Genomic DNA, 20,134 nt, shown 5'->3' with positions numbered 1-20,134 from the left:
TCGGGCGTAACGCACACCTGGAAGAGTCGACTTCATGCAGGTCTGGCCTGGAGAGGCATATCCGCTCGGCGCGACGTACGACGGCGCCGGGACCAACTTCGCGGTGTTCACCGAGACCGCGGACCGAGTGGAGCTGTGTCTGCTGCACGACGACGGCTCCGAGACGGCCGTGGAGCTGCGCGAGAGCGACGCCTTCGTACGGCACGCGTACCTGCCGGGCGTGATGCCCGGCCAGCGCTACGGCTTCAGGGTGCACGGCCCGTACGACCCCGGGCGCGGGCTGCGCTGCAACTCGGCGAAGCTGCTGCTCGACCCGTACGCGAAGGCGGTCAGCGGGTCGGTGCGCTGGGGCGAGGAGGTGTACGGCTACCACTTCGGCGATCCCGAAAAGCGCAACGACCTGGACTCCGCGCCGCACACCATGACGTCGGTGGTGATCAACCCGTACTTCGACTGGGGCGACGACCGCCGGCCCCGCACCGAGTACCACCACACGGTGATCTACGAGGCCCATGTGAAGGGCCTGACCATGCGCCATCCGGGCCTGCCCGAGGAACTGCGCGGCACCTACGCGGGCCTCGCGCACCCGGCGCTGATCGAGCACCTGGTGGAGCTGGGGGTGACCGCGCTGGAGCTGATGCCGGTCCACCAGTTCGTGAACGACCACCGGCTGGTCGACATGGGTTTGAACAACTACTGGGGCTACAACACCATCGGCTTCTTCGCCCCGCACAACGCGTACGCCTCCTGGGGCGACCGCGGCCAGCAGGTGCTGGAGTTCAAGTCGGCGGTCCGGGCGCTGCACGAGGCCGGGATCGAGGTGATCCTGGACGTGGTCTACAACCACACCGCCGAGGGCAACCACCTGGGTCCGACGCTGTCCTTCCGGGGTCTGGACAACCCGTCGTACTACCGGCTGACCGACGATCCGCGCTACTACATGGACACCACCGGCACCGGGAACTCGCTGCTGATGCGGTCCCCGCACGTGCTCCAGATGATCATGGATTCGCTGCGGTACTGGGTGACCGAGATGCATGTCGACGGCTTCCGCTTCGACCTCGCGGCGACCCTCGCCCGGCAGTTCCACGAGGTGGACCGGCTGTCGTCGTTCTTCGACCTCGTGCAGCAGGACCCGGTGGTCTCCCAGGTGAAGCTGATCGCCGAGCCATGGGACGTGGGCGAGGGCGGCTACCAGGTGGGCAACTTCCCGCCGCTGTGGACCGAGTGGAACGGCAAGTACCGCGACACCGTGCGCGACCTGTGGCGCGGCGAGCCGCGCGCGCTCGCGGAGTTCGCCTCCCGGCTGACCGGCTCCTCCGACCTCTACCAGGACGACGGCCGCCGGCCGCTGGCCTCCATCAACTTCGTGACCTGCCACGACGGCTTCACCCTGCACGACCTGGTGGCGTACAACGAGAAGCACAACGAGGCCAACGGCGAGGACAACAGGGACGGCGAGAGCCACAACCGCTCGTGGAACTGCGGGGTCGAGGGGCACACCGACGACCCCGGCGTGCTGGAACTGCGCGCCCGGCAGATGCGCAACTTCATCGCCACCCTGATGCTGTCCCAGGGCGTGCCGATGATCGGTCACGGCGACGAGTTCGCGCGCACCCAGCAGGGCAACAACAACGCGTACTGCCAGGACAACGAGCTGTCCTGGGTGGACTGGCCGGCTCCCGAGGACGACACCGGACTGCTGGCCTTCACGCGCGCGATGGCGCGGCTGCGCAAGGAGCACCCGGTCTTCCGGCGCCGCCGCTTCTTCCACGGCCGGCCGGTGGAGGGCACCCACGACGAACTCTCCGACATCGCCTGGTTCACCCCCGAGGGCCATGAGATGACCCAGCAGGACTGGGACTCGGCGCAGGCCTCGGCGCTGACGGTGTTCCTCAACGGCAACGCGATCTCGGAACCGGGGGCGCGCGGGGAGCGGATCGCCGACGACTCGTTCCTGCTGATGTTCAACGCGTCTCCGGAGCCGCTGGAGTTCGTGGTGCCGGTGAACCACGGACGGCAGTGGGAGGTGGTGGTCGACACCGCGTCGGCCGAGGGGGTGCCGCCGGGGCGGGAGGTGGACGCGGGGGCGAAGCTGACGCTGGTGGAGCGGAGCCTGACCGTCCTGAAGAGGCCGGCGTAGGCATGTGCGCCACGCAGGCGCGACCGGACCCCACCGAACCGCCCCGTGACACGAATCCCGACGAGACGGGTACATACGTCCGCATGACAGCCGCGCGAACCGCCCCCGCCGTGCCGACCTCCACCTACCGGCTCCAGCTCCAGCCCGACTTCCCCTTCTCGGCCGCCGAGGCCGCGGTGCCCTACCTCGCCTCGCTCGGTGTCTCCCACCTCCATCTCTCCCCCGTCCTGGAGGCCGTCCCCGGCTCCACGCACGGCTACGACGTCGTCGACCACGCGCGCGTGCGCGAGGAACTCGGCGGCGAGGACGGGCTCCGTGCGCTCTCGGGCACCGCGCGGGCGCACGGCCTCGGTCTGGTCGTGGACATCGTGCCGAACCACATGGCCATGTCGCCCCGGCACAACCACGCCCTGTGGGAGGTGCTGCGGGAGGGCCCGAAGTCGCCGTACGCGCGCTGGTTCGACGTCGACTGGGAGGCGCAGGGCGGACAGCTGCTGGTACCGGTGCTCGGCGCGCCGGTCGGCGAAGTGCTCGGGCAGCTCACGGTCGACGGTGACGTGCTGCGCTACCACGAGCACGCCTTCCCGCTCCGCGAGGGCACCGCGGATCTTCCGCTGCCGGAGCTGCTGGACGCCCAGTGGTACCGCCCGGTGTGGTGGCGGCTGGCCCGGACGGAGCTGAACTACCGCCGGTTCTTCAGCATCTCGGAGCTGATCGGGGTGCGGGTGGAGGACCCCGAGGTGTTCGACGCCACGCACGCCAAGATCCTCCAGTTGCTGCACGAGGGCGTGCTGGACGGCCTGCGGATCGACCACCCCGACGGGCTCGCCGACCCCACCGGCTACCTCGCCCGGCTGCACGAGGCGACCGGCGGCCGCTGGACGGTGGTGGAGAAGATCCTGGCCGACGACGAGCACCTGCCGGCCGCCTGGCCGGTCGCCGGTACCACCGGGTACGACGCGCTGCGGCACGTGGACGGCCTGTTCACGGACCCCGCGGGGGCGGATGAACTGATCGGCCACTACCGGCGGTTCGCGGCTCCGGCGACCGACCGCGGCGGTGACTGGGAGGCGACGGTCCGGCAGGCGGCGTACCAGGTGGTCGCCCACGAGCTGGCCACCGAGACGGACCGGCTGACGCGGGTGGCCACGCGGGTGTGCGCGGCCTCGCCGGACCCCGCGCTGCGCGACCGGGCGCCCTGGGCACTGCGCACGGCCCTCCAGGAGCTGCTGGTACGGCTGCGGGTGTACCGGCCGTACGGCGTCGACGACGCGGCCGCGGTGGTCACGGAGCAGGCCGCCGAGGAGGCCCGGCGGGAGTTCCTGGTGCCCGAGGAGGGCGGCGCGGTGGACGTGGTGCGCGGACTGCTGCTGGCCGGGGACGCGCCGGGCTCCGACGAGCTGCGTACACGGTTCGCGCAGACCGCCTCGGCGTTGCGCGCCAAGTCCGTGGAGGACACGGCGTTCTACCGCTACGTGCCGCTCCTCGCGGCGACCGAGGTGGGCGGCGACCCGGGCCGTCCGGGCGTCTCCCCCGACGCCTTCCACGCGTACTGCGCGCGCGTGCAGCGCGACTGGCCGCTCACCGGGACCGTGGTGACGACGCACGACACCAAGCGCAGCGCCGACGTGCGCGCGGCGCTGGCCGTGCTGACGGAGTCTCCGGAGCGCTGGGCGGACGTGCTCGACGAGGTGGCCCGGGAGGGCGGGGGCGCGCCGGACGCACAGCTGGCGTGGGCCGCCTGGCAGACGGTGTTCGGACTCGGTCCGGCCGCCCCGGAGCGGGTACGGGGGGCCTTGCTGAAGCATGTGCGCGAGGCCGGCCTGCACACGAGCTGGACGGAGCAGGAGCCGTCGTACGAGGAGGCGGTGGACTCGTTCGTCGCGGCGGGGCCGTGCGGGGCGCCGGGCGAGCGGGTGGCGGCCTTGCGCGCGTCGCTGGCCGCGCCGGTCCGGGCGAACGTGCTCGGCACGGCACTGGTCCATCTGACGATGCCGGGGGTGCCGGACGTCTATCAGGGCACGGAGGGCGAGTTCCGGGCGCTGGTGGACCCGGACAACCGGCGTCCCGTGGCGTTCCCGCCCGCCGGTCCGGGCGAGAAGGACGCGGTGACGGCGGCGGCGCTGCGGCTGCGGGCGCGACGGCCGGACGCCTTCGGCGACGCGGCGACGTACACCCCGTTGGCGGCCGACGGCCCGGCGGCGGCGCACTGTGTGGCGTTCGCGCGCTCCGGCGCGGTGGTCACGGCGGTGACCCGGCTGTCGCTCCGGCTGGCCGCGGCGGGCGGCTGGCGGGACACGGTCCTGCCGCTGCCGCCGGGCCGGTGGGCCGACGTGCTGACGCCGGGCCGGGAGTTCACGGGGCACGCGCGCGTGGCCGACCTGTTCGAAGGGCTGCCGGTGGCGCTGCTGGAGCGCGTGGCCGACTGAGGCGCATCCCCGTACCTTCGCCCGCAGGAATTCACCCGCACGAGTTCACCCTTAAGAGTGAACTTGAAGCATGCTTGAGGTGTTGCTCGCGCCGGTGGTGCGCGGCTCACGTCGAGGCCGGGTGCGCGGAGCCCGTCCGCGCCCCGGCCGCGCTCCGGGAGCCTGCCTGCGACGACGGCCCGGAGAGACCACCGGGCATGCCTTCGGGCGCCCCCCGGAGCCTCCCGGGGAGGTTCTTGACAGTTCACTTATCACGTGGGGGACTGGGGAAAGCGAAGCAGGGCGGACAAGACGGGGGTGAGTCTCCTGCCGGAGCTGCGTTACCCCAGCGTTCCCGAACTGGTCGCGACCGCCCGGGCACTGGCCGCTCTGCGGCCCGGCCTGTGCCGGTTGCGGCAGATCGGCGTCTCCCGCGCGGGCAGACCGCTGCACCTGCTCTCCGTGGGACACGCCCGGCGGGCCGTGCTGGTGGTCGCGGGCGCCCACGCCAACGAGCCGGCCGGGGGCGGCACGCTCCAGGCACTGGCCGAGCGGGTGCTGAACGAACGCGGGCTGCGGACGGAGACCTCCTGGCACTTCCTGCTGTGCGCGGACCCGGACGGCGCGAGTCTCCACGTCACTCCGGCGCCGCGCAGCCTGTTCGACTACCACCTCGGCTTCTACCGCCCGTCGGGTCCCGAGCAGCCGGAGTGGTCGCCTTCGGTGCTGCCGCCCGACCGTCTGCCGCCCGAGACCGTGGCCCTGCTCGGGGTGATCGACGAGCTGCGCCCCTACCTCCAGGTGTCCCTGCACGGCACCGATCTGGGCGGCAGCTGGGTGCAGCTGACGAGGGACGTACCGGGGCTCGCCGAGCCGTTCGCCAAGTCCGCCGCGGAGCTGCACATCCCGGTGGAGACGGGTGCCTCGGACGCCGCGGGCTGGCCGGCCTCCGGGCCCGGCGTGCGGGTGATGCCGGAGCCCGGGGTGGGGCTGGCGTACCCGAGCATGCCGGACGACGCACGGCACAGCACCTGGTACCACGCGCACCGCTACGGCGGTCTGACGGCGGTGGTGGAGGTGCCGATGTGGGCGAGCGACCTGGTCGACGACCCGGCGCCGCACCCGGCGCCGGCGGCGGCGATGCGGCGGCTGGCACGGCGGTTGCTGCGGGACTCGCGGGAGGTGGAGCGGGTGCTGGCCGAGGCGCTGCCCCGGCTGGACGGCCCGGACGGGCCGCTGCTGCGGGCGGCCCGGTGGGCGCTGGGGCTCATCCCCGGGCTGGCGCAGGACTGGATCCTGCGGCCGCCGATCGACACCACCAGGGCGTACATCGGCAGCGTGGACGCCTTCGGGCGGCGGCTGCCGCTACGGGCGGCGTCGATGCTGCTGCGGGTGCTGCGGGAGGCGGACGACCGCGCGGCGCCGCACCTGGAGGAGCTGGTGGCCTCCTGGTGCGACGCGTACGCGGCGCGGTTCCAGGCCCGCTGGGTGCCGCTGGAGCGCCAGGTGGAGCACCAGTCCCGGACGGTACTGGCGGCAGCACAGCACGCCCGCGACCTGGCAGCGTGAGCCCTGTGCCCGGCGGGCCGCAGGGGTCGGCCGGGTCGGGCCGCGCGGGGCCGCCTGATCGGGCCGGGTCGAGCGGGTCGGGCCCGCCCTGGCGGGTCGGCCTGGTCGGATCGGCCTGGCGGCTCGGACGGGCCGGGCCTGGCAGGTCGGACGGGCCGGGCCTGGCAGGTCGGACGGGGCGGACCTGGCAGGTCGGACGGGCCGGACCTGGCAGGTCGGACGGGCCGGACCTGGCAGGTCGGACGGGCCGGGCCTGGCAGGTCGGACGGGGCGGACCTGGCGGGTCGGCCTGGTCGGGCCGGGCCTGGCGGGTCGGGCCTGGCGGGTCGGGGGGCGGGACGGGTGGGGTCAGGTCAGGGCGAAGACCGGGCCCGTGCGGGACGCCAGCACGCAGGCGTTGGAGAACCTCTCCCGGTACTCGATCGGCCGGCCGTTCCACTCCCCCCGTGCCTGGGCGGTCACCGGCGCGTAGACCATCGGGCACACCGCGCCCTTGACCGGGGCGAGCCGCGCGATGTCGCCGCCCACCGCGTCCAGTTCGGCACAGGCGTCGGCCGCGCGTGCGTACCCCTGGGGCGGGTCGCACAGCAGCAGCGCGCCGCGCGTGGCGGAGGCTCCGTCGCCCCGGGTGACGGTCAGGTACAGGTAGTCGCCGCTCCCCGCGGGGCGCGGTGCGACGGCCTGGGCGGGGGCGGGGACGGCGGCGAGCAGGGCTGCGGACGCCAGCAGGGCACCGCAGGTCGCTGTCGCTTTGCTGAGACGGGTCATTCCCCGTGCATCGGCAGGACGGGCTCGCTCCCCCAGCCCGGCTCACCCGAACGAGCGGCCACGCGCGCGTGGCGGTGCGCCAGTTCGAACGCGCTCAGGACCACACGGGTCTGGTACTCGGCCTGGCGTGCCACCGGGATCCACCGGGCGCCCAGGTTGTCCTCGTAGTCCGCGCACCAGGTGTCGATCAGCCGGTCCAGCTCGGGCAGGGCGCCGGCCGGGTCCCGCCCCGTGCCGCGCAGCAGCCGGTGCAGCAGCCCGGCGGTGCGCAGGGCCAGCCGGCGCCCCGCGATGCGCAGCGCGGCCAGGTGGGCGGCGCTGAGCGGGGGCAGCGGCCGGGCGCTGCCGGCGTCGGTGCCGGGGTCCCAGGCGTGGGCGAGGCCGGGACCGACGAGCAGGTAGTCGTCGATCGGAGCGAGCAGCCGGGCCGCGTCCGGTGCCGCGGCCAGCTGGGGCCTGATCCGGGCCAGGACGGCGTCCAGGAGGACCGTGTCGTGGCGCAGGGTCCGGCTGACGGCGCGCAGCGCCGCGTCCCGGTCGGCGGGCGGCGCGCCGTCCTGGACGGCGGCCACGCCCCACATCGGTGCCTCGACGATGGCGGTGACGGTGCCGTGCCGGTGCGGGTGGAACCAGGTGGACTCGACGGCCGCCTCGGTGATGGCGGCGGCCAGGTCGCCGCGCCGGGGCGGCGGCACGCGGTAGACGGCAGGACCGAGGGTGGGCCAGTACAGGGTGTCGTAGGCGCCGAGTTCCCGGGGGATGCCGAGCCGGGTCGCGGTGTGCGCGACACGCCGGGCGAGCCCCGGCAGGTCGCGGGTCAGTTCGACGAAGCCGCCGCCGACGTCGACGCCGTGCAGCGAGCACTGGAGGAAGGGCCGCAGTTCGTCCTGGAGGCCGAGCAGCGCCCGGGTCTCGGGCAGGGCCACGGCGTCCGGTCCCTCGGGCAGCCACTCGGGCTGCTCCAGGAAGCCGGGCCGGAAGAAGTTCCGGAAGTAGTGGCCGAGGGTGTACGGGCCCGCCAGCCAGCCCTCGTTGCGGCGGGAGCCGTCCGGGTCGAGGCAGAGCAGCAGGTTCCAGGTGACGTCGGCGTCCTCGGTGAGCCGGGCGTCGGCGAGGACCCGGTCGGCGAGGCGCAGCACGGTCGCGCCGCCGACGGGTTCGTTGGCGTGCGGGCCCGCGACGACGAGGGCGTGCCGGGTGCCGTGACCGATGGAAAGCAGCCACATCGGGGTGCCCGCGCGGGAGGTCCCGACCCTCCGCAGCCGGGCGTCCCGGGGGCGGTCGGCGACCAGCGCGGCCGCCCGGGAGGCCAGTTCGTCGACGGACGGATAGCGGAGGAGGGGCGGCAGGACACACACCTCCACAAAGCGGTGCCGTCGGTTCACATGATGTGTAAGGCGTACACACAGTCAGTCACGACTCGTCGGGTACGTCAACACCGCTGCCGACAAACACTTTTCGGCCAACTCCTACGACGGGGCGGTCAGGCGCTCGCGAGCCGGAAGCACATCCGGCCGAAGCCGACCTGGTCGCCCTCGCGCACGACGGCCGCGCCGGTCACCCGGCGGCCGTTCACGGTCGTGCCGTTGGTGGAGCCGAGGTCCCTGAGGATCCACAGGCCGCCCTGGTGGCGGAGTTCGGCGTGCACCCGCGAGACCGTCTCGTGGTTGAGCCGCAGGCCGTTGGCGGGATCGCGGCCGATGCGCAGCGGGTGGCCGTGGCCCGGGTGCGGCAGCAGCAGCTTGGGCAGCCGCTCGGCCTGCCAGGCCCGGCGCAGCCGCACGGTGAAGCCGGAGACGGCCTCGACGCCGCCGAAGAGCAGGCGCGCGAAGCGGCTCTCCTGGGGCAGGTCGGCGGTGAGCGCGGCGAGTTCGTCCGCGCGGCGGGCGGCGAGCGCCAGCTCCATGCGGCGCACGAAGGTGTCGTGCGACAGCCGTCCCATGGCGACGCCGTCCCGCAACACGCTCAGCGCCTTGTCGCGCTCCGCGTCGGACAGCCGCGCCGGGTAGGTGTTGAACTCGAAGGACGACGTCACGCTGCCGATTCTGGGTCAGTGAACCCCGGGTGTCCAGAAAACGGGAAAACGGCCGTCACGCGCGCGTACGTACGGCGACACCCGCCGGGAAAGCGCCGATTCAAAAGCGGATTGATCTCTTTCGCGGCACGATGGGAGGACTACCTCACGATGAGCCAGACGAAGGGGACCGTCCGTGCAGTTCGAGGTGTGGGCACCGCAGGCAGACCGGGTGACGCTCCATTGTGACGGCGCCACGCGCGCGATGGAGCGTGATCCACGGCGGTCCGGCTGGTGGGCCGGGGAGGCGGACGCAGAGGACGGCACCCGGTACGGGTTCGCGGTGGACGACGGTCCCGTGCTGCCCGACCCGCGCTCGCGCCGCCAGCCGGACGGGCCGGACGGGCTCAGCGCGGTCGTCGACCACGGCCGGTACGAGTGGCGGGCCGCCTGGCCGGGCCGCGGGCTGCCGGGCGCGGTGCTCTACGAGCTGCACGTGGGCACCTACACCTCCGAGGGCACCCTGGACGCGGCCGCGGACCGGCTGGAGCACCTGGTGGAACTGGGCGTCACGCACGTGGAGTTGATGCCGGTGTGCCCGTTTCCCGGCCGGCACGGCTGGGGGTACGAAGGGGTCTCCCTCTGGGCGGTGCACGAGCCGTACGGCGGCCCCGAGGCACTGAAACGGTTCGTCGACCGGGCGCACGCGCTGGGGCTCGGCGTCGTCCTGGACGTCGTGCACAACCACCTCGGGCCGTCCGGCAACTACCTGCCCGCGTTCGGGCCCTACTTCACCGAGACGCACCACACGCCGTGGGGCGCGGCGGTCAACCTGGACGCGCCCGGCTCCGACGAGGTGCGCGCGTACCTGGTGGGCAGCGCGCTGGCCTGGCTGCGGGACTACCGCGTCGACGGGCTGCGCCTGGACGCGGTGCACGCCTTGTGCGACACGCGCGCGTGCCACTTCCTGGAGGAGCTGTCGGCCGCGGTGGCGGGCCTCGCCGCCGAGTCGGGCCGTCCGCTGTTCCTCGTCGGCGAGTCCGACCTGAACGACCCCAGGGTCATCACCGCGCGCGCGGAGCACGGGTTCGGCCTCGACGCGCAGTGGAACGACGACTTCCATCACGCCCTGCACACCGCGCTGACCGGCGAGTCGCAGGGCTATTACGCCGACTTCGCACGCGACCCGTTCGCCGCCCTGGCCAAGACGCTCACCGGCGGCTACTTCCACGACGGCACCTACTCCAGCTTCCGGGGCCGCCACCACGGCCGTCCGCTGGACCGTGCGCGGGTGGCCGGGCACCGGCTGCTCGGCTACACCCAGACCCACGACCAGATCGGCAACCGCGCCCAGGGCGACCGGCTCTCGGCGTCCCTCTCCCCCGGCCTGCTGGCCTGCGCGGCCACGCTGACGCTCACGGCGCCGTTCACGCCGATGCTGTTCATGGGCGAGGAGTGGGCGGCCGGCACCCCGTGGCAGTTCTTCACCGACCACACGGACCCGGATCTGGCGGAGGCGGTACGCCGGGGCAGGCGGCGGGAGTTCGCGGCGCACGGCTGGGCGGAGGAGGACGTGCCCGATCCGCAGGACCCGGCGACCCGGGACCGGTCCTGCCTGGACTGGTCGGAACCGGAACGCGAGCCGCACGCGCGCGTACTGGCCTGGTACCGCAGGCTGATCGCCCTGCGCCACGAACAGCCCGACCTCACCGACCCCGACCTGGCGGACACCAAGGTGGCGTACGACGGGGCGGCCCGCTGGCTGGCGTTCCGCCGCGGGGACGTACGGGTGGCGGTGAACCTGGGCGCGTCGCAGGCGGCCATCCCGCTCGGCACCGGCCGGGTGGAGGTCCTCGCCGCGTGGGACCCGGTGACGGCACCGGACACCGACGGGGTGCTGCGGGTGCCGGGCGAGTCCTGCGTGGTGCTGACACAGGCGTGAACACGCCCGCGGGGGCCGTGGGTCGGCCCGGTGGGGGGCGTCCGTGCGGTCTACGGTTCCTCGTCGGGCTCGGTGTCCTCGCGCGGCTCCGTCACGCGTTCCAGCAGGATCGTCTCCCAGGCGTGCCGGAGTTGGCCGCGCAGCAGCGGCAGGGGGCTGTCGTCGCGGCCTTCGAGGCGGTCGGTGAGGCGGATGACGGTGTCGCAGCGGGCCAGCCACAGACCGCGCAGGCAGGGGCGGGCGCCGTACCCGGCGAGCGTGGCCGCGCGGACGGCCGCGCCGGAGCCGACCGCGAGGGCGAGGCCGGCGATGTCCTCGGCGGGGTCGCCGATCGCCGCGTCGGTCCAGTCGAGGACGCCGCGCACCCTGCCGTCGGCGCTGACCACCAGGTGCTCGCCCTTGAGGTCGTGGTGGGCCAGGACGGCCGTACCGGGCTGCGCGGCGAGCTGGGCCGCGCCGGGCCGGGTGAGCTGGTGCAGCCGGGCCGGGTCGAACTCGTCGGCGGCGGTGAGGCGTTCGGCGGCGGCCACGGCCATCCGGCGCAGCGCCTCCAGGGAGCGCGGCGCGGCGCGGGGCACGCCGAGCGTCTCGGCCTGCCGTACGGGCACCTCGCGCAGCCCGGTGAGCAGCCCGGCCAGATCGGCCTCGCCGACCGCGGAGACGTCGTGCTCCTCGGCCGTGCCGCCGGGGATGACGGTGTCCAGCGTGTAGGTCAGCCCCGGCGACCACTCGCCGTGCGCGACGCTGGCCGGGACGGCGACGGGCAGGTGCGGGCGGACCAGGTCGCGCAGGCGCAGCTCGCGGCGTTGGCGCACGGCGGCGTCGCGGTCCGGGGCGAGGCGCAGCACATGGCGGGCGCCCACCCACCAGGTGGAGTGCTCGCCCCCCTCCGCGACGGGCCGGACCTCGGGTCCGGAGGCGGCGTCCGCGCTCTCCTTGAGCAGCGAACGGACCAGTCGGCGGACGGTGTCCGCGGTGGGAGTCGGTGCCTGGGTCATGGGTCGCGCCGTTGCCGTTCGGGGTGGGTGGGGGCGAGGTGGTGCTCCGGGGGCCTGGGCCGGTGCCGGGGCGGTCAGCCCACGACGACCATCTCGCGGGTGGTGTTGTTGAAACGACGGCCGCCGTCGTCGGTCACCGTGACGATGTCCTCGATCCGCACGCCGAAGCGGCCGGGCAGATAGATGCCGGGTTCCACGGAGAAGCACATCCCGGGCACGAGCGGCTGCTCCTCGCCCTCGATCATGTACGGCGGCTCGTGCGTGGTGACGCCGATGCCGTGGCCCGTGCGGTGGATGAAGAACTCGCCGTACCCGGCGTCGGTGATGACCGCGCGGGCGGCCCGGTCGACCTCCTGGCAGGCGACGCCGGGGCGCACGGCCCGCCAGCCGGCCTCCTGGGCGGCCCGCACGACGTCGTGCACCTCGCGTTCCTCCGCGGTCGGCGGACCCACGTGCACGGTGCGGGTGGTGTCGGAGCCGTAGCCGTCCTTGAGGCCGCCGAAGTCGAGGACGACCATGTCGCCGTCCTGGATGACGCGGTCGCCGACCTCGTGGTGCGGGTTGGCACCGTTGGGGCCGGAGCCGACGATGGTGAAGTCGACCTGTTCGTGGCCGAAGCGGCGCAGCAGGTCGGCGAGGTCGTGACCGACGTCCGACTCGCGGCGGCCGGCGAAGGGGACCCCGCGGATCTCCTCGAACGTCTCGTCGGCGGCGGCTCCGGCGGCGGCGAGGAGTTCCAGCTCGGCGGCGTCCTTCACGGCGCGGAGCATGGGCAGCGCGTCGGTGAGGGAGGCGTACGAGGTGTCCGGGAGGGTCTTCTGGAGACCCAGCAGGTGCATGGCCCAGGCGTTGTCGCTGATGCCGAACCGGCCGGTGGTGCCGAGCAGGTCCGCGGTGACCGCGTAGGGGTCCTTGCCGTCGGTCCAGTCCCGCAGGGTGAGGGCCCGCGCGCCCTCGGCCTTCTCGGCGTCCGGGGCCTCCAGGGTGGGGACGACCAGGACCGGGTCCCGGCCGGGGGTGAGGACGAGGAGGGTGAGCCGTTCGGTGACGGCGGTGGGGGTGTAGCCGGTGAGCCACACCATGTCGGGGCCCGGGGCGATCAGGAGGCCGGCGAGCCCAGCGTCCGCCGCGGTGTGCGCCGCGCGCGTCATGCGGGCCCGGTAGTCGTCGGCGGTGAAGGGCGCGGGCTTGCTGCCGGTCATCCAGGGCCTCCTTGCGCGGGTGAGGGGGCGGTACGCCTCGGGGAGCATCCTGCCGGGTGTCGCGGGGCGGCGCGAGCCGGTTTGCACGGAAAGGCCGTCGTGTGCGACGGCGCCGCCCCGGCCCGCGCCCCTGGTGGATCAGGTCACGATCCCGGGAACCACCGTCAGCCGCTGGTACACCCCGCTCTCGTGCCGCACCGTGAGTCTCACCTCCTGCCCCGGGCGGGCCCCGGTCACCGCCCGTGCCAGGTCGGCGGCGCTGTCGATCCTCGTCCCGCCGAGCCGGAGCAGTACGTCGCCCCGCACCAGGCCCGCCGTGTAGCCCGGGCCGGGCACGTGGACGCCCACCACCACGGCTCCCGCCCTCCCGGCGTCCACCACCTCCACTCCCAGCGTCGCGGCGACCGACCACGACGGGCTCGGGGTGCCGGACGGGGCGGCGGGCCCCGCCGTCGGCGGCGGGGCCTGGTGGTGCGGCCCGGCCGGCTCGCGCATGCCGATCACCGTGGCGCCCGCCGCGCCCAGTCCGACGCCGGACAGCACCAGGACCGTGCCGGCCAGCAGGCCCAGCAGGGGATTCCGGATCCGGCTGCCGCGGCGGCGCGCGGCGTGCGGGCGCAGGACCGGCTCGGGTGGGGGGTCGCCCCCGCGTCCCTGACCGGGAATCGGCTTGGGACGCAAAACGGTCTGTTCCATGGTTCGCCTCCAGCCCCAGCCCTACCCGGCGCACGCGGGCGCGACGAGCCACGAACGAGTGAGACTGTCCCCGGGCGGACGGTGGAAGGGGTCACCCCCCGGCCCGCGCCGCCCGTACCCCGTGCTCCTCGGGCAGGGACGGGGATCCCGCGCCGGCCGTCAGCGGACGCCGATCCTCGGGGCGAGCGGTGGGCGGTCCGGGAGGAAGCCGTGGGCCCGGCGGGCCAGGTGGTCGGGCTGGTAGCGGTCGACGTGCCGGTGCCAGTTGAGGATGCCCGCCATCCAGTTCTGCAGGTCCCGGACGTATGCTCCCATGGCCTCCCGGGCCTCCGCCGACAGTGCGAAGTCGTCGTACACCACGGGGAGTTCGTTCGCGATGACGTGCTCGAACTGCTGCATGCGCTGGGTCATCAGGTCGTGCACGACCCGGAGCGCGGTCGGCTGGTCGACGCCGAAGAAGTTCTGGACGACGAGGATCGCGTTGTGGAGCTCGCCCTCGTACTGGATCTCCTTCTGGTAGGAGAAGACATCGTTGACGAGCATGCCGTAGTCGGTGGCGGCGTTCTCCAGGGAGCGGACCGGGCCGCTGCGGTAGACCTCCGGGGGGATGGCGGGGCCGTGGCCGTGGCGGGCCAGGCTCAGGGTGAGTTCCGAGCCGAACGTGGCCCGGCGCATCTCCAGGTAGTCGACGGGGTCGGGGATGCGGTGCTGGAGGTGGTTGGACATCTCCCAGAGCCAGCTCTCGGTCATCTCGTCGACGGACCGCCTGAGGGCGATCCGGTCCTCGGGTCCCATTCCGGCGGTGGTGCGGGCCCACAGGTCGGCCAGGCCGCGTTCCATCCCGGAGACGGGGACGGGTACGGGCTCGTCGGCGACGGGCATGCAGGCGGAGAGGCGGGCCGTGGCGAGCCTGGCGCCGGCCAGGTCACCTCGGGTGCCGAAGACGAGCGGGTAGTAGTCGTCGGCGTAGGTGCCCCAGGCCAGCCACCGGGAGGCGAGGTCGAGTTCGGCGGGGGTGGCGTCCGGGTCGAGGCCCGCGGCGCAGAGCACGAGGTCCGCGGCGGCGAGCTTGTCCTCGTCCCAGACTCCCTCGGCGAGCATGCCGGTGGTGTGCATCCACGCGGTCAGCCGGGGCCGGGCGGCGTCGAGGTGCGGGCTGAGCTCCACCTCGTAGGGCATGTGGAAGTCGGGCAGCGGGGAGGGGCCGACCTGTTGGAAGGGCACGTGGGAGTAGGCCCGCAGACGCTCCGCGGCGGCCGTGGCGAGCAGGGCGCCGACGTCCGCGGCGGACGTGCCGGGGCCGGTCGGGCTCTGCCAGGGGACGGCCGGTGAGGTGGCGCCCTGGTTCATGTAGCGGCTGGAGCGCAGGTGCCATTCGTGGCCGCCGGACTGCCAGTCCTGCAGGCCCTTGGTGTAGGCGGCGATCGCGGCGGTCTGGTGGGGGGCGAGGCCCTTCTCGGCGGCGAGGGCGGGCACTTCGGTGAGGGCGGTGTGCTCGAACTGGTGGAGACGGGAGGTGAGGATGTCGTTGACCGTGTCGGCGGCCTCCTGGGTGGAGCAGTGGAAGAAGGTCTCCAGGACCAGCACGCCGTTGCTGTTCTCGCCCTCGTCCTCCACCTCCCGCTGGTAGGAGAACAGGTCGTTGCGCAGGTGGACGGCGTCGGCGAAGGTCTCCATCAGCACCCGCAGCGGCCGCGAGCCGGCGACGACGGCCGGCACCTCCGCCGTGGCGTACTCGACGAGCCCCGCCGACCAGGGGGCGCCGCCGACCTTGCGGCGCATCTCGATGTACTCGACGGGGTTGGCGATCCGCCCCTCGTTGATGTTGGCCAGCTCCCACATCGACTCGTTCAGCAGGTGCTCGGTGGCGACCGAGAACCGGCGGCGCCAGTCGGCCGACATCGCGGGCACGGTGCGCCGCCACAGGTCGGCGAGGCCCGCCTCGACGGGGTTGCGCGGTTCCGGCACGGGTGCCGACAGGTCGAGCGGCATGAACAGCGGGAGCCGGTCCAGGTGGGCCTTGCCCGCGGCGCGGTCCTGGGTGCGCTTGTACATGTCGAGGAAGTGGTCGTCGAAGAAGAACACCCACACGTACCAGTCGGTGATCAGCGACAGGGCGGGTCCGTCGCAGTCGGGGTGGGTGTAACTGCACAGCAGGCCGTAGTCGTGTGCCTCCAGGTCGGCCCGGGTCCAGATCCCGGAACCCTCCAGCATGCCCATCTCCCGGGCCCACTCGGCGGAATGGGCTCGAGCCTCCTCCAGGTGCGGGTTGAGCCGCGCGGGGTACGGCATGTAGAAGTGCGGGAGTTCGAACGGCTGCGTCATGGCCGGGCCCTACCCGCGCGCCCCGACGGCCATCCCGGCCGGGACACATGATCACACCATCGCGTGAACCGGAGCGGTTCCGCTGACTTCGCCGGCCCCCGTGGTCGTACGGCCGCCCCGTTCGGTTGCGCGCGCCCTACGCGTGGGCCTTCGGCTCGGAGTTGGCGTTGACCTGGATCAGGGCGTGGGTGCCGGCCGTCCGCCAACGCTGTCCCTCGGCCGCGTCCAGGGCCGCCACGGTGTCCGCGGCGAGGCCGGTGACCACGTCCGACTTGAGGGTGCGCAGCGCGGCCACCGGTCCCGGGAACCAGTCCGTGACGTCGGCGAAGGGGGTGGTCGGCGGCCAGAGACGATCGCCCACCAGACGGCGGTAGTTGAGGTCCCCCTTGAAGATCGTCAGCGCGGCGGCGGCGAACTCGGCACGCAGGTCGTCCGGCATCTCGGCGTACGGCAGCGGGGCGCAGGAGAACGGATGGGCGCGTACCACGAGGCGGCCGTCGGTCATGGCGGACCAGAGCGTACGGCCGTACCGCGCGGCGGCGCCCGGGGCCGCGGTGAGCCTGCGCAGGGCGTCGAGCACGTCGGCGGTGGTGGCGTCGGAGACGTAGTAGGGGTACGGCTTGACGTGCAGGACCGCGCGGTCCGCGCCCCCGGTGTCCAGGAGGTGGGCGATCAGCAGCAGGTCGGGGACGAGTTCACGGCCCGCGTTGTCGGCGACCAGGCACAGCGTGCCGCCCCGCAGCAGCGGCCGGAGCGCGGCGCTGTCGTCGGCGACCAGGGCGAAGTCCGCCTCGCCCGACTCGGCGGCGAGACGGAAGCCGAGGTCCGCGCGGTTGCCCCAGAGCGAGCCGTGCAGCAGGGCGGGGCCGGGGTCGTCGTCGAGGGCGTCGAGGGCGGCCAGTTCGTCGTCGGTCTCCCCGGCGTCGAGTTCGGCGAGCTTGACCGGGCGGAACGGGTCGATGCCCTGCCAGGGACCTGGGCCGAAGTAGCCGACGGCGCCGAGGAGCCGGCGGTAGAACCAGCTCTCGGACCACAGCCACGGCACGTCGAACCAGGAGCGTCCGGCGTAGGTGTCCAGTCCCCGGTCGCGCCACACCCCGGCATCGTCCGGCAGGGGTTCGATGACGCCCTCGGTGCAGTTGAGCAGCAGTTCGTCGAGGGCGCGCCGCTGTTCGGGGCCGTACGGGAAGGCGTCCCGCACCTGGCGGATGATCGCGGGGTGCCGCTCGGCCAGCACGCTGCGCGGGAAGGGGCCGGTGGTACCGAGGATCACGGGTGCGGCGGCGGAGTCGGGCATGTGCGCCACGCTATCGCGCGCACCGCCCGGCTCCGCCGGACCGTGAGTGCCGGTCACGCGGTTCTGGTCATGCTGTTCTGATCTCGCGCTCCAGCTGGGTGGCGAGGGTCAGGTAGCGGGCGCGCCGGTGCACCGGGACCAGGCTGCGGATCATCAGGTGCCACATCTCCGCTACCCGGCGCGGCAGCCGGGCCACCGGCTCCAGGTTGCGGCCGGCCACCCGGGTCCCGACGAAGAAGCAGACCAGCGAGTGCGCGACCGCCCCCACGTCTATGTCCGGGTGCACGTCGGACTCCTTGACCGCGCCCATGAGTTTGCGGGTGGCGAACTCCAGCCACTCCGTGAACGGGTGTCTGAGCGGCGGCTTCACGGAGACGTCGGCGGTGGCGAGCCGCAGACCGGCGCGCGGGATCGGGCCGTCGACGGAGAGCCGGGCGATGGCGAACGTGGTGCGCATCAGGGCCTCCAGCGAGGAGTAGCCGCGGCTGTCCATCTCGCGCACCAACTGGCTGGAGGTGCGGGACTGGAGCTCCATGATGGCGTGCGCCAGGTCCTCCTTGGCGGCGAAGTGGAAGTACAGCGCCCCCTTGGTGACCTTCGCGTGTTCGACGATCTCGCTCAGGCTGGTGGATTCGTAGCCGTGCCGGTCGAAAAGGTCGGCGGCGGCCGTGATGATCGTGGCGCGGGTCTGCTCCGCGCGTAACTGCCTCGCCATCGACTCAACGCTCCTTCACGGCTTACGGCTCTGCGTTCCAAACCGACGGGGCATGCGGTTTGTTTTTCACCCCGTGCACACGATAGCTCACCGTGCGGCAGCGTGAGGCAACTGTGCGGACCTGGTGACGGACACGTGTGCGCGGTGCGCCCGACCGCCCGATCGGCGCCCACCGTGCACGAACGGACGAGAGCAGAACGCGCCCCTCCCTCGGGTTCGTGCCGGTTTCCGGAAACGGTGCGGGCGGTGTGGCGCACAACGGTGATCGCCACGATACGAGCCGGACGGTTGGTTCTCAATGCCGCCCGGTACGCCCAGGGGGAAGCCCATAAGGGGACGAGCCGGTCGGCGGCGGATACTTCGACCGGCCCTGTGATCAACCGCACTGAACGGTGCGCTCCCGATGTCCGTACTCACTCGGCACACCCGTACCCGCGCCTGCCGAGGAGACGTCCCGGATGACCCGGACGACCGCCCAGTTGAGAGTCGTGGGAGCCGCCGCGGCGGCTCCGCTGCTGCTGCTGTCGTGGGCGGCGGGGTCCGCCCGCGCGCACGGCGCACCCACCGATCCCGTCAGCCGCGCCTATGCCTGCTCGCCCAGTGGCGGCAGCGCCACGACGGCGGCCTGCAAAGCGGCGATCGCGGCGAGCGGGCAGACCTTCGTCACCTGGGACGACCTGCGGGTGGCGGGCGTGAACGGCCGGGACCGGCAGGTGATTCCGGACGGGAGACTGTGCAGCGGCGGCCTGCCGGCGTACCGGGGGCTCGACCTGGCGCGCGCGGACTGGCCCGCGACCCGGCTGACGCCGGGCGCCCGGATGACGATGACGTACACCGCGACGATCGCGCACACCGGAACGTTCAAGCTGTATCTGACGAAGCCGGGCTACGATCCGTCGAAGCCGCTCACGTGGTCGGATCTCCCGGCGCGGCCCTTCGCCGAGATCAAGGACCCGCCGCTGACGAACGGCGCGTACCACTTCGGCGCGAAGCTGCCGGCCGACCGGACGGGGCGCCAGCTGCTGTACACGATCTGGCAGAACAGCAGCACGCCGGACACCTACTACTCGTGTTCCGACGTGGTGTTCACGACCAAGAGGGCCGCCGGCGGGGCGACGGGCGGCACGAGGGCCCAGGCCGGCGCCGCGTCGACCCCAACCGCCGCGCCGAGCGCCGCGCCCTCGGCGCGGAAGACGGCGGCGGCCCCGGTCGCCCCAACGACCGGAACCACCACCGCCGCCGACAGTGCTCCGGTGGCCTCCGACACCGCCTCCGGATCGGGCCCGTCGGCGCCACTGGTGGCGGGCGGCGCCGCCGCGGTGCTGGTGCTCACCGGGGGCGCCGCCCTGGCGTTGCGTCTGCGTCGACGCTGACGCCTCGGGTCAGGACGTCAGTTCACGAAGACGGACGCGCCGTTGTCGGTGACCGGGGCGTACTTCGCGGTGAAGTAGCCGGCGGACGGGCAGAGCGACGAGCCTGAGGTCTTCGTGAACGCCTGGTTGCTGAAGTTGACGCTGTTGTCGCTGTTGTCGGTCGTGCCGTTCAGGCTGGGGGCCTGGTAGACACAGGTGATGCTGCCCAGCAGGGTGGTGAGCTTGACCGTGGTCTGGATGGTCGAGCCGCTCGCCGGGGTGACCGCGAGCGCGCCGCCCGAGGCGACCGCGTTGGCGTAGGGCAGGTTGTCGACCGTGATGCTGGAGACACCGGTCACACCGAGCACGTTGCTGGTGCAGTTGCCGAAGGTCTGCCCGGTGACCGACTCGGTGGCGGTGCCGGAGGCCGCCGGGTTGTCCGTGACCGTCGCGGTGAAGGTCGAGGTCGAGCACTTGATGCCGCTGGTGCTGGTGGCGCTGGAGTAGAGCGTGGCGGAAGTTCCACTGGCCAGCGACGCGCTGAGGGTGTCACCGACGGCGACGGCGGTGCCGCCGGCGCTGCCCGTGGTCAGCACCGCGCCGTCCGCGGAGGCCGGGACGGTGGCCGCGACGGAGAGGGCGACGACGGTACCTGCGAGGGCAAGAAGGGATCGCGTACGCATGCGGGTTTGCCTCTTTCTTAGG

General features: G+C 73.4%; 15 protein-coding genes. 5 read left to right on the top strand and 10 right to left on the bottom strand.

Annotated features, from left to right (window positions below; all coding sequences use genetic code 11):
- Positions 1-34 precede the first annotated feature (34 nt).
- The 3 genes from glgX to AB0G52_RS02230 all read left to right on the top strand — a co-directional run bounded on the left by glgX (position 35) and on the right by AB0G52_RS02230 (position 6,120).
- Positions 35-2,143, top strand: coding sequence for a glycogen debranching protein GlgX (gene glgX / locus AB0G52_RS02240; RefSeq protein ID WP_361332874.1), 2,109 nt, complete (start codon positions 35-37; stop codon positions 2,141-2,143).
- Between the two features lie 83 nt (positions 2,144-2,226).
- Positions 2,227-4,572 (top strand): malto-oligosyltrehalose synthase, encoded by a 2,346-nt coding sequence (gene treY / locus AB0G52_RS02235; protein ID WP_361332871.1) that lies wholly within the window; start codon positions 2,227-2,229, stop codon positions 4,570-4,572.
- 297 nt (positions 4,573-4,869) lie between these two features.
- Positions 4,870-6,120 (top strand): M14 family zinc carboxypeptidase, encoded by a 1,251-nt coding sequence (locus AB0G52_RS02230; protein ID WP_132890078.1) that lies wholly within the window; start codon positions 4,870-4,872, stop codon positions 6,118-6,120.
- Between the two features lie 348 nt (positions 6,121-6,468).
- Here AB0G52_RS02230 and AB0G52_RS02225 read toward each other — a convergent pair whose 3' ends face one another.
- The 3 genes from AB0G52_RS02225 to AB0G52_RS02215 all read right to left on the bottom strand — a co-directional run bounded on the left by AB0G52_RS02225 (position 6,469) and on the right by AB0G52_RS02215 (position 8,923).
- Complete coding sequence (locus AB0G52_RS02225; protein ID WP_361332868.1) at positions 6,469-6,888, bottom strand: SSI family serine proteinase inhibitor; 420 nt, start codon at positions 6,886-6,888, stop codon at positions 6,469-6,471.
- On the bottom strand, positions 6,885-8,252 hold the full coding sequence (locus tag AB0G52_RS02220) for a M14 family zinc carboxypeptidase (protein WP_132890179.1): 1,368 nt from the start codon (positions 8,250-8,252) through the stop codon (positions 6,885-6,887). Before AB0G52_RS02220 ends, AB0G52_RS02225 begins: the two co-directional genes overlap by 4 nt.
- Before the next feature lie 119 nt (positions 8,253-8,371).
- Positions 8,372-8,923 carry an FHA domain-containing protein gene (locus AB0G52_RS02215; protein ID WP_132890080.1) on the bottom strand — a complete coding sequence of 184 codons (552 nt, stop codon included), beginning with the start codon at positions 8,921-8,923 and terminating at the stop codon, positions 8,372-8,374.
- 175 nt (positions 8,924-9,098) lie between these two features.
- Between AB0G52_RS02215 and treZ the strand changes: the two genes are divergently transcribed.
- On the top strand, positions 9,099-10,844 hold the full coding sequence (gene treZ, locus AB0G52_RS02210) for a malto-oligosyltrehalose trehalohydrolase (protein ID WP_361332864.1): 1,746 nt from the start codon (positions 9,099-9,101) through the stop codon (positions 10,842-10,844).
- 50 nt (positions 10,845-10,894) lie between these two features.
- On the opposite strand, the gene AB0G52_RS02205 is transcribed toward treZ, so the two are convergent.
- The 6 genes from AB0G52_RS02205 to AB0G52_RS02180 all read right to left on the bottom strand — a co-directional run bounded on the left by AB0G52_RS02205 (position 10,895) and on the right by AB0G52_RS02180 (position 18,077).
- Positions 10,895-11,842 (bottom strand): aminoglycoside phosphotransferase family protein, encoded by a 948-nt coding sequence (locus AB0G52_RS02205; RefSeq protein WP_361332861.1) that lies wholly within the window; start codon positions 11,840-11,842, stop codon positions 10,895-10,897.
- A 74-nt stretch (positions 11,843-11,916) separates the two neighbouring features.
- Positions 11,917-13,044 (bottom strand): aminopeptidase P family protein, encoded by a 1,128-nt coding sequence (locus AB0G52_RS02200; RefSeq protein WP_361332858.1) that lies wholly within the window; start codon positions 13,042-13,044, stop codon positions 11,917-11,919.
- A gap of 138 nt (positions 13,045-13,182) precedes the next feature.
- The gene (locus AB0G52_RS02195; protein ID WP_361332855.1) at positions 13,183-13,740 is read right to left on the bottom strand and encodes a PDZ domain-containing protein; all 558 of its coding nucleotides are present in this window, start codon (positions 13,738-13,740) and stop codon (positions 13,183-13,185) included.
- A 159-nt stretch (positions 13,741-13,899) separates the two neighbouring features.
- A complete protein-coding gene (cyc2, locus tag AB0G52_RS02190) occupies positions 13,900-16,065 on the bottom strand; it encodes a germacradienol/geosmin synthase Cyc2 (protein WP_361332852.1) in 2,166 nt (721 codons plus the stop codon).
- Between the two features lie 136 nt (positions 16,066-16,201).
- Positions 16,202-17,362 carry a damage-control phosphatase ARMT1 family protein gene (locus AB0G52_RS02185; RefSeq protein WP_361332849.1) on the bottom strand — a complete coding sequence of 387 codons (1,161 nt, stop codon included), beginning with the start codon at positions 17,360-17,362 and terminating at the stop codon, positions 16,202-16,204.
- A 67-nt stretch (positions 17,363-17,429) separates the two neighbouring features.
- A complete protein-coding gene (locus AB0G52_RS02180) occupies positions 17,430-18,077 on the bottom strand; it encodes a ScbR family autoregulator-binding transcription factor (RefSeq protein WP_132890087.1) in 648 nt (215 codons plus the stop codon).
- Positions 18,078-18,535: 458 nt separating this feature from the next.
- Here AB0G52_RS02180 and AB0G52_RS02175 point away from each other — a divergent pair, with 458 nt between their 5' ends.
- Complete coding sequence (locus AB0G52_RS02175) at positions 18,536-19,450, top strand: lytic polysaccharide monooxygenase (RefSeq protein ID WP_361332846.1); 915 nt, start codon at positions 18,536-18,538, stop codon at positions 19,448-19,450.
- Positions 19,451-19,467: 17 nt separating this feature from the next.
- Here the strand turns inward: AB0G52_RS02175 and AB0G52_RS02170 are convergent, their stop codons facing one another.
- On the bottom strand, positions 19,468-20,112 hold the full coding sequence (locus AB0G52_RS02170; protein ID WP_132890089.1) for a Tat pathway signal sequence domain protein: 645 nt from the start codon (positions 20,110-20,112) through the stop codon (positions 19,468-19,470).
- Between the last annotated feature and the right edge of the window lie 22 nt (positions 20,113-20,134).

Origin of the sequence: Streptomyces sp. NPDC021562, assembly GCF_040640875.1 — a bacterium.
Taxonomy (GTDB): Bacteria; Actinomycetota; Actinomycetes; order Streptomycetales; family Streptomycetaceae; genus Streptomyces.
The sequence above is the reverse complement of the archived record's forward strand: the minus strand, read 5'-3'. Positions and strand labels throughout refer to the sequence as shown.

Coding starts and splice junctions, on each gene's coding strand:
- glgX (WP_361332874.1), top strand. CDS start 35: ATGCAGGTCTGGCCTGGAGAGGCATATCCGCTCGGCGCGACGTACGAC.
- treY (WP_361332871.1), top strand. CDS start 2,227: ATGACAGCCGCGCGAACCGCCCCCGCCGTGCCGACCTCCACCTACCGG.
- AB0G52_RS02225 (WP_361332868.1), bottom strand. CDS start 6,888: ATGACCCGTCTCAGCAAAGCGACAGCGACCTGCGGTGCCCTGCTGGCG.
- AB0G52_RS02205 (WP_361332861.1), bottom strand. CDS start 11,842: ATGACCCAGGCACCGACTCCCACCGCGGACACCGTCCGCCGACTGGTC.
- AB0G52_RS02200 (WP_361332858.1), bottom strand. CDS start 13,044: ATGACCGGCAGCAAGCCCGCGCCCTTCACCGCCGACGACTACCGGGCC.
- AB0G52_RS02195 (WP_361332855.1), bottom strand. CDS start 13,740: ATGGAACAGACCGTTTTGCGTCCCAAGCCGATTCCCGGTCAGGGACGC.
- cyc2 (WP_361332852.1), bottom strand. CDS start 16,065: ATGACGCAGCCGTTCGAACTCCCGCACTTCTACATGCCGTACCCCGCG.
- AB0G52_RS02185 (WP_361332849.1), bottom strand. CDS start 17,362: ATGCCCGACTCCGCCGCCGCACCCGTGATCCTCGGTACCACCGGCCCC.
- AB0G52_RS02180 (WP_132890087.1), bottom strand. CDS start 18,077: ATGGCGAGGCAGTTACGCGCGGAGCAGACCCGCGCCACGATCATCACG.
- AB0G52_RS02175 (WP_361332846.1), top strand. CDS start 18,536: ATGACCCGGACGACCGCCCAGTTGAGAGTCGTGGGAGCCGCCGCGGCG.
- AB0G52_RS02170 (WP_132890089.1), bottom strand. CDS start 20,112: ATGCGTACGCGATCCCTTCTTGCCCTCGCAGGTACCGTCGTCGCCCTC.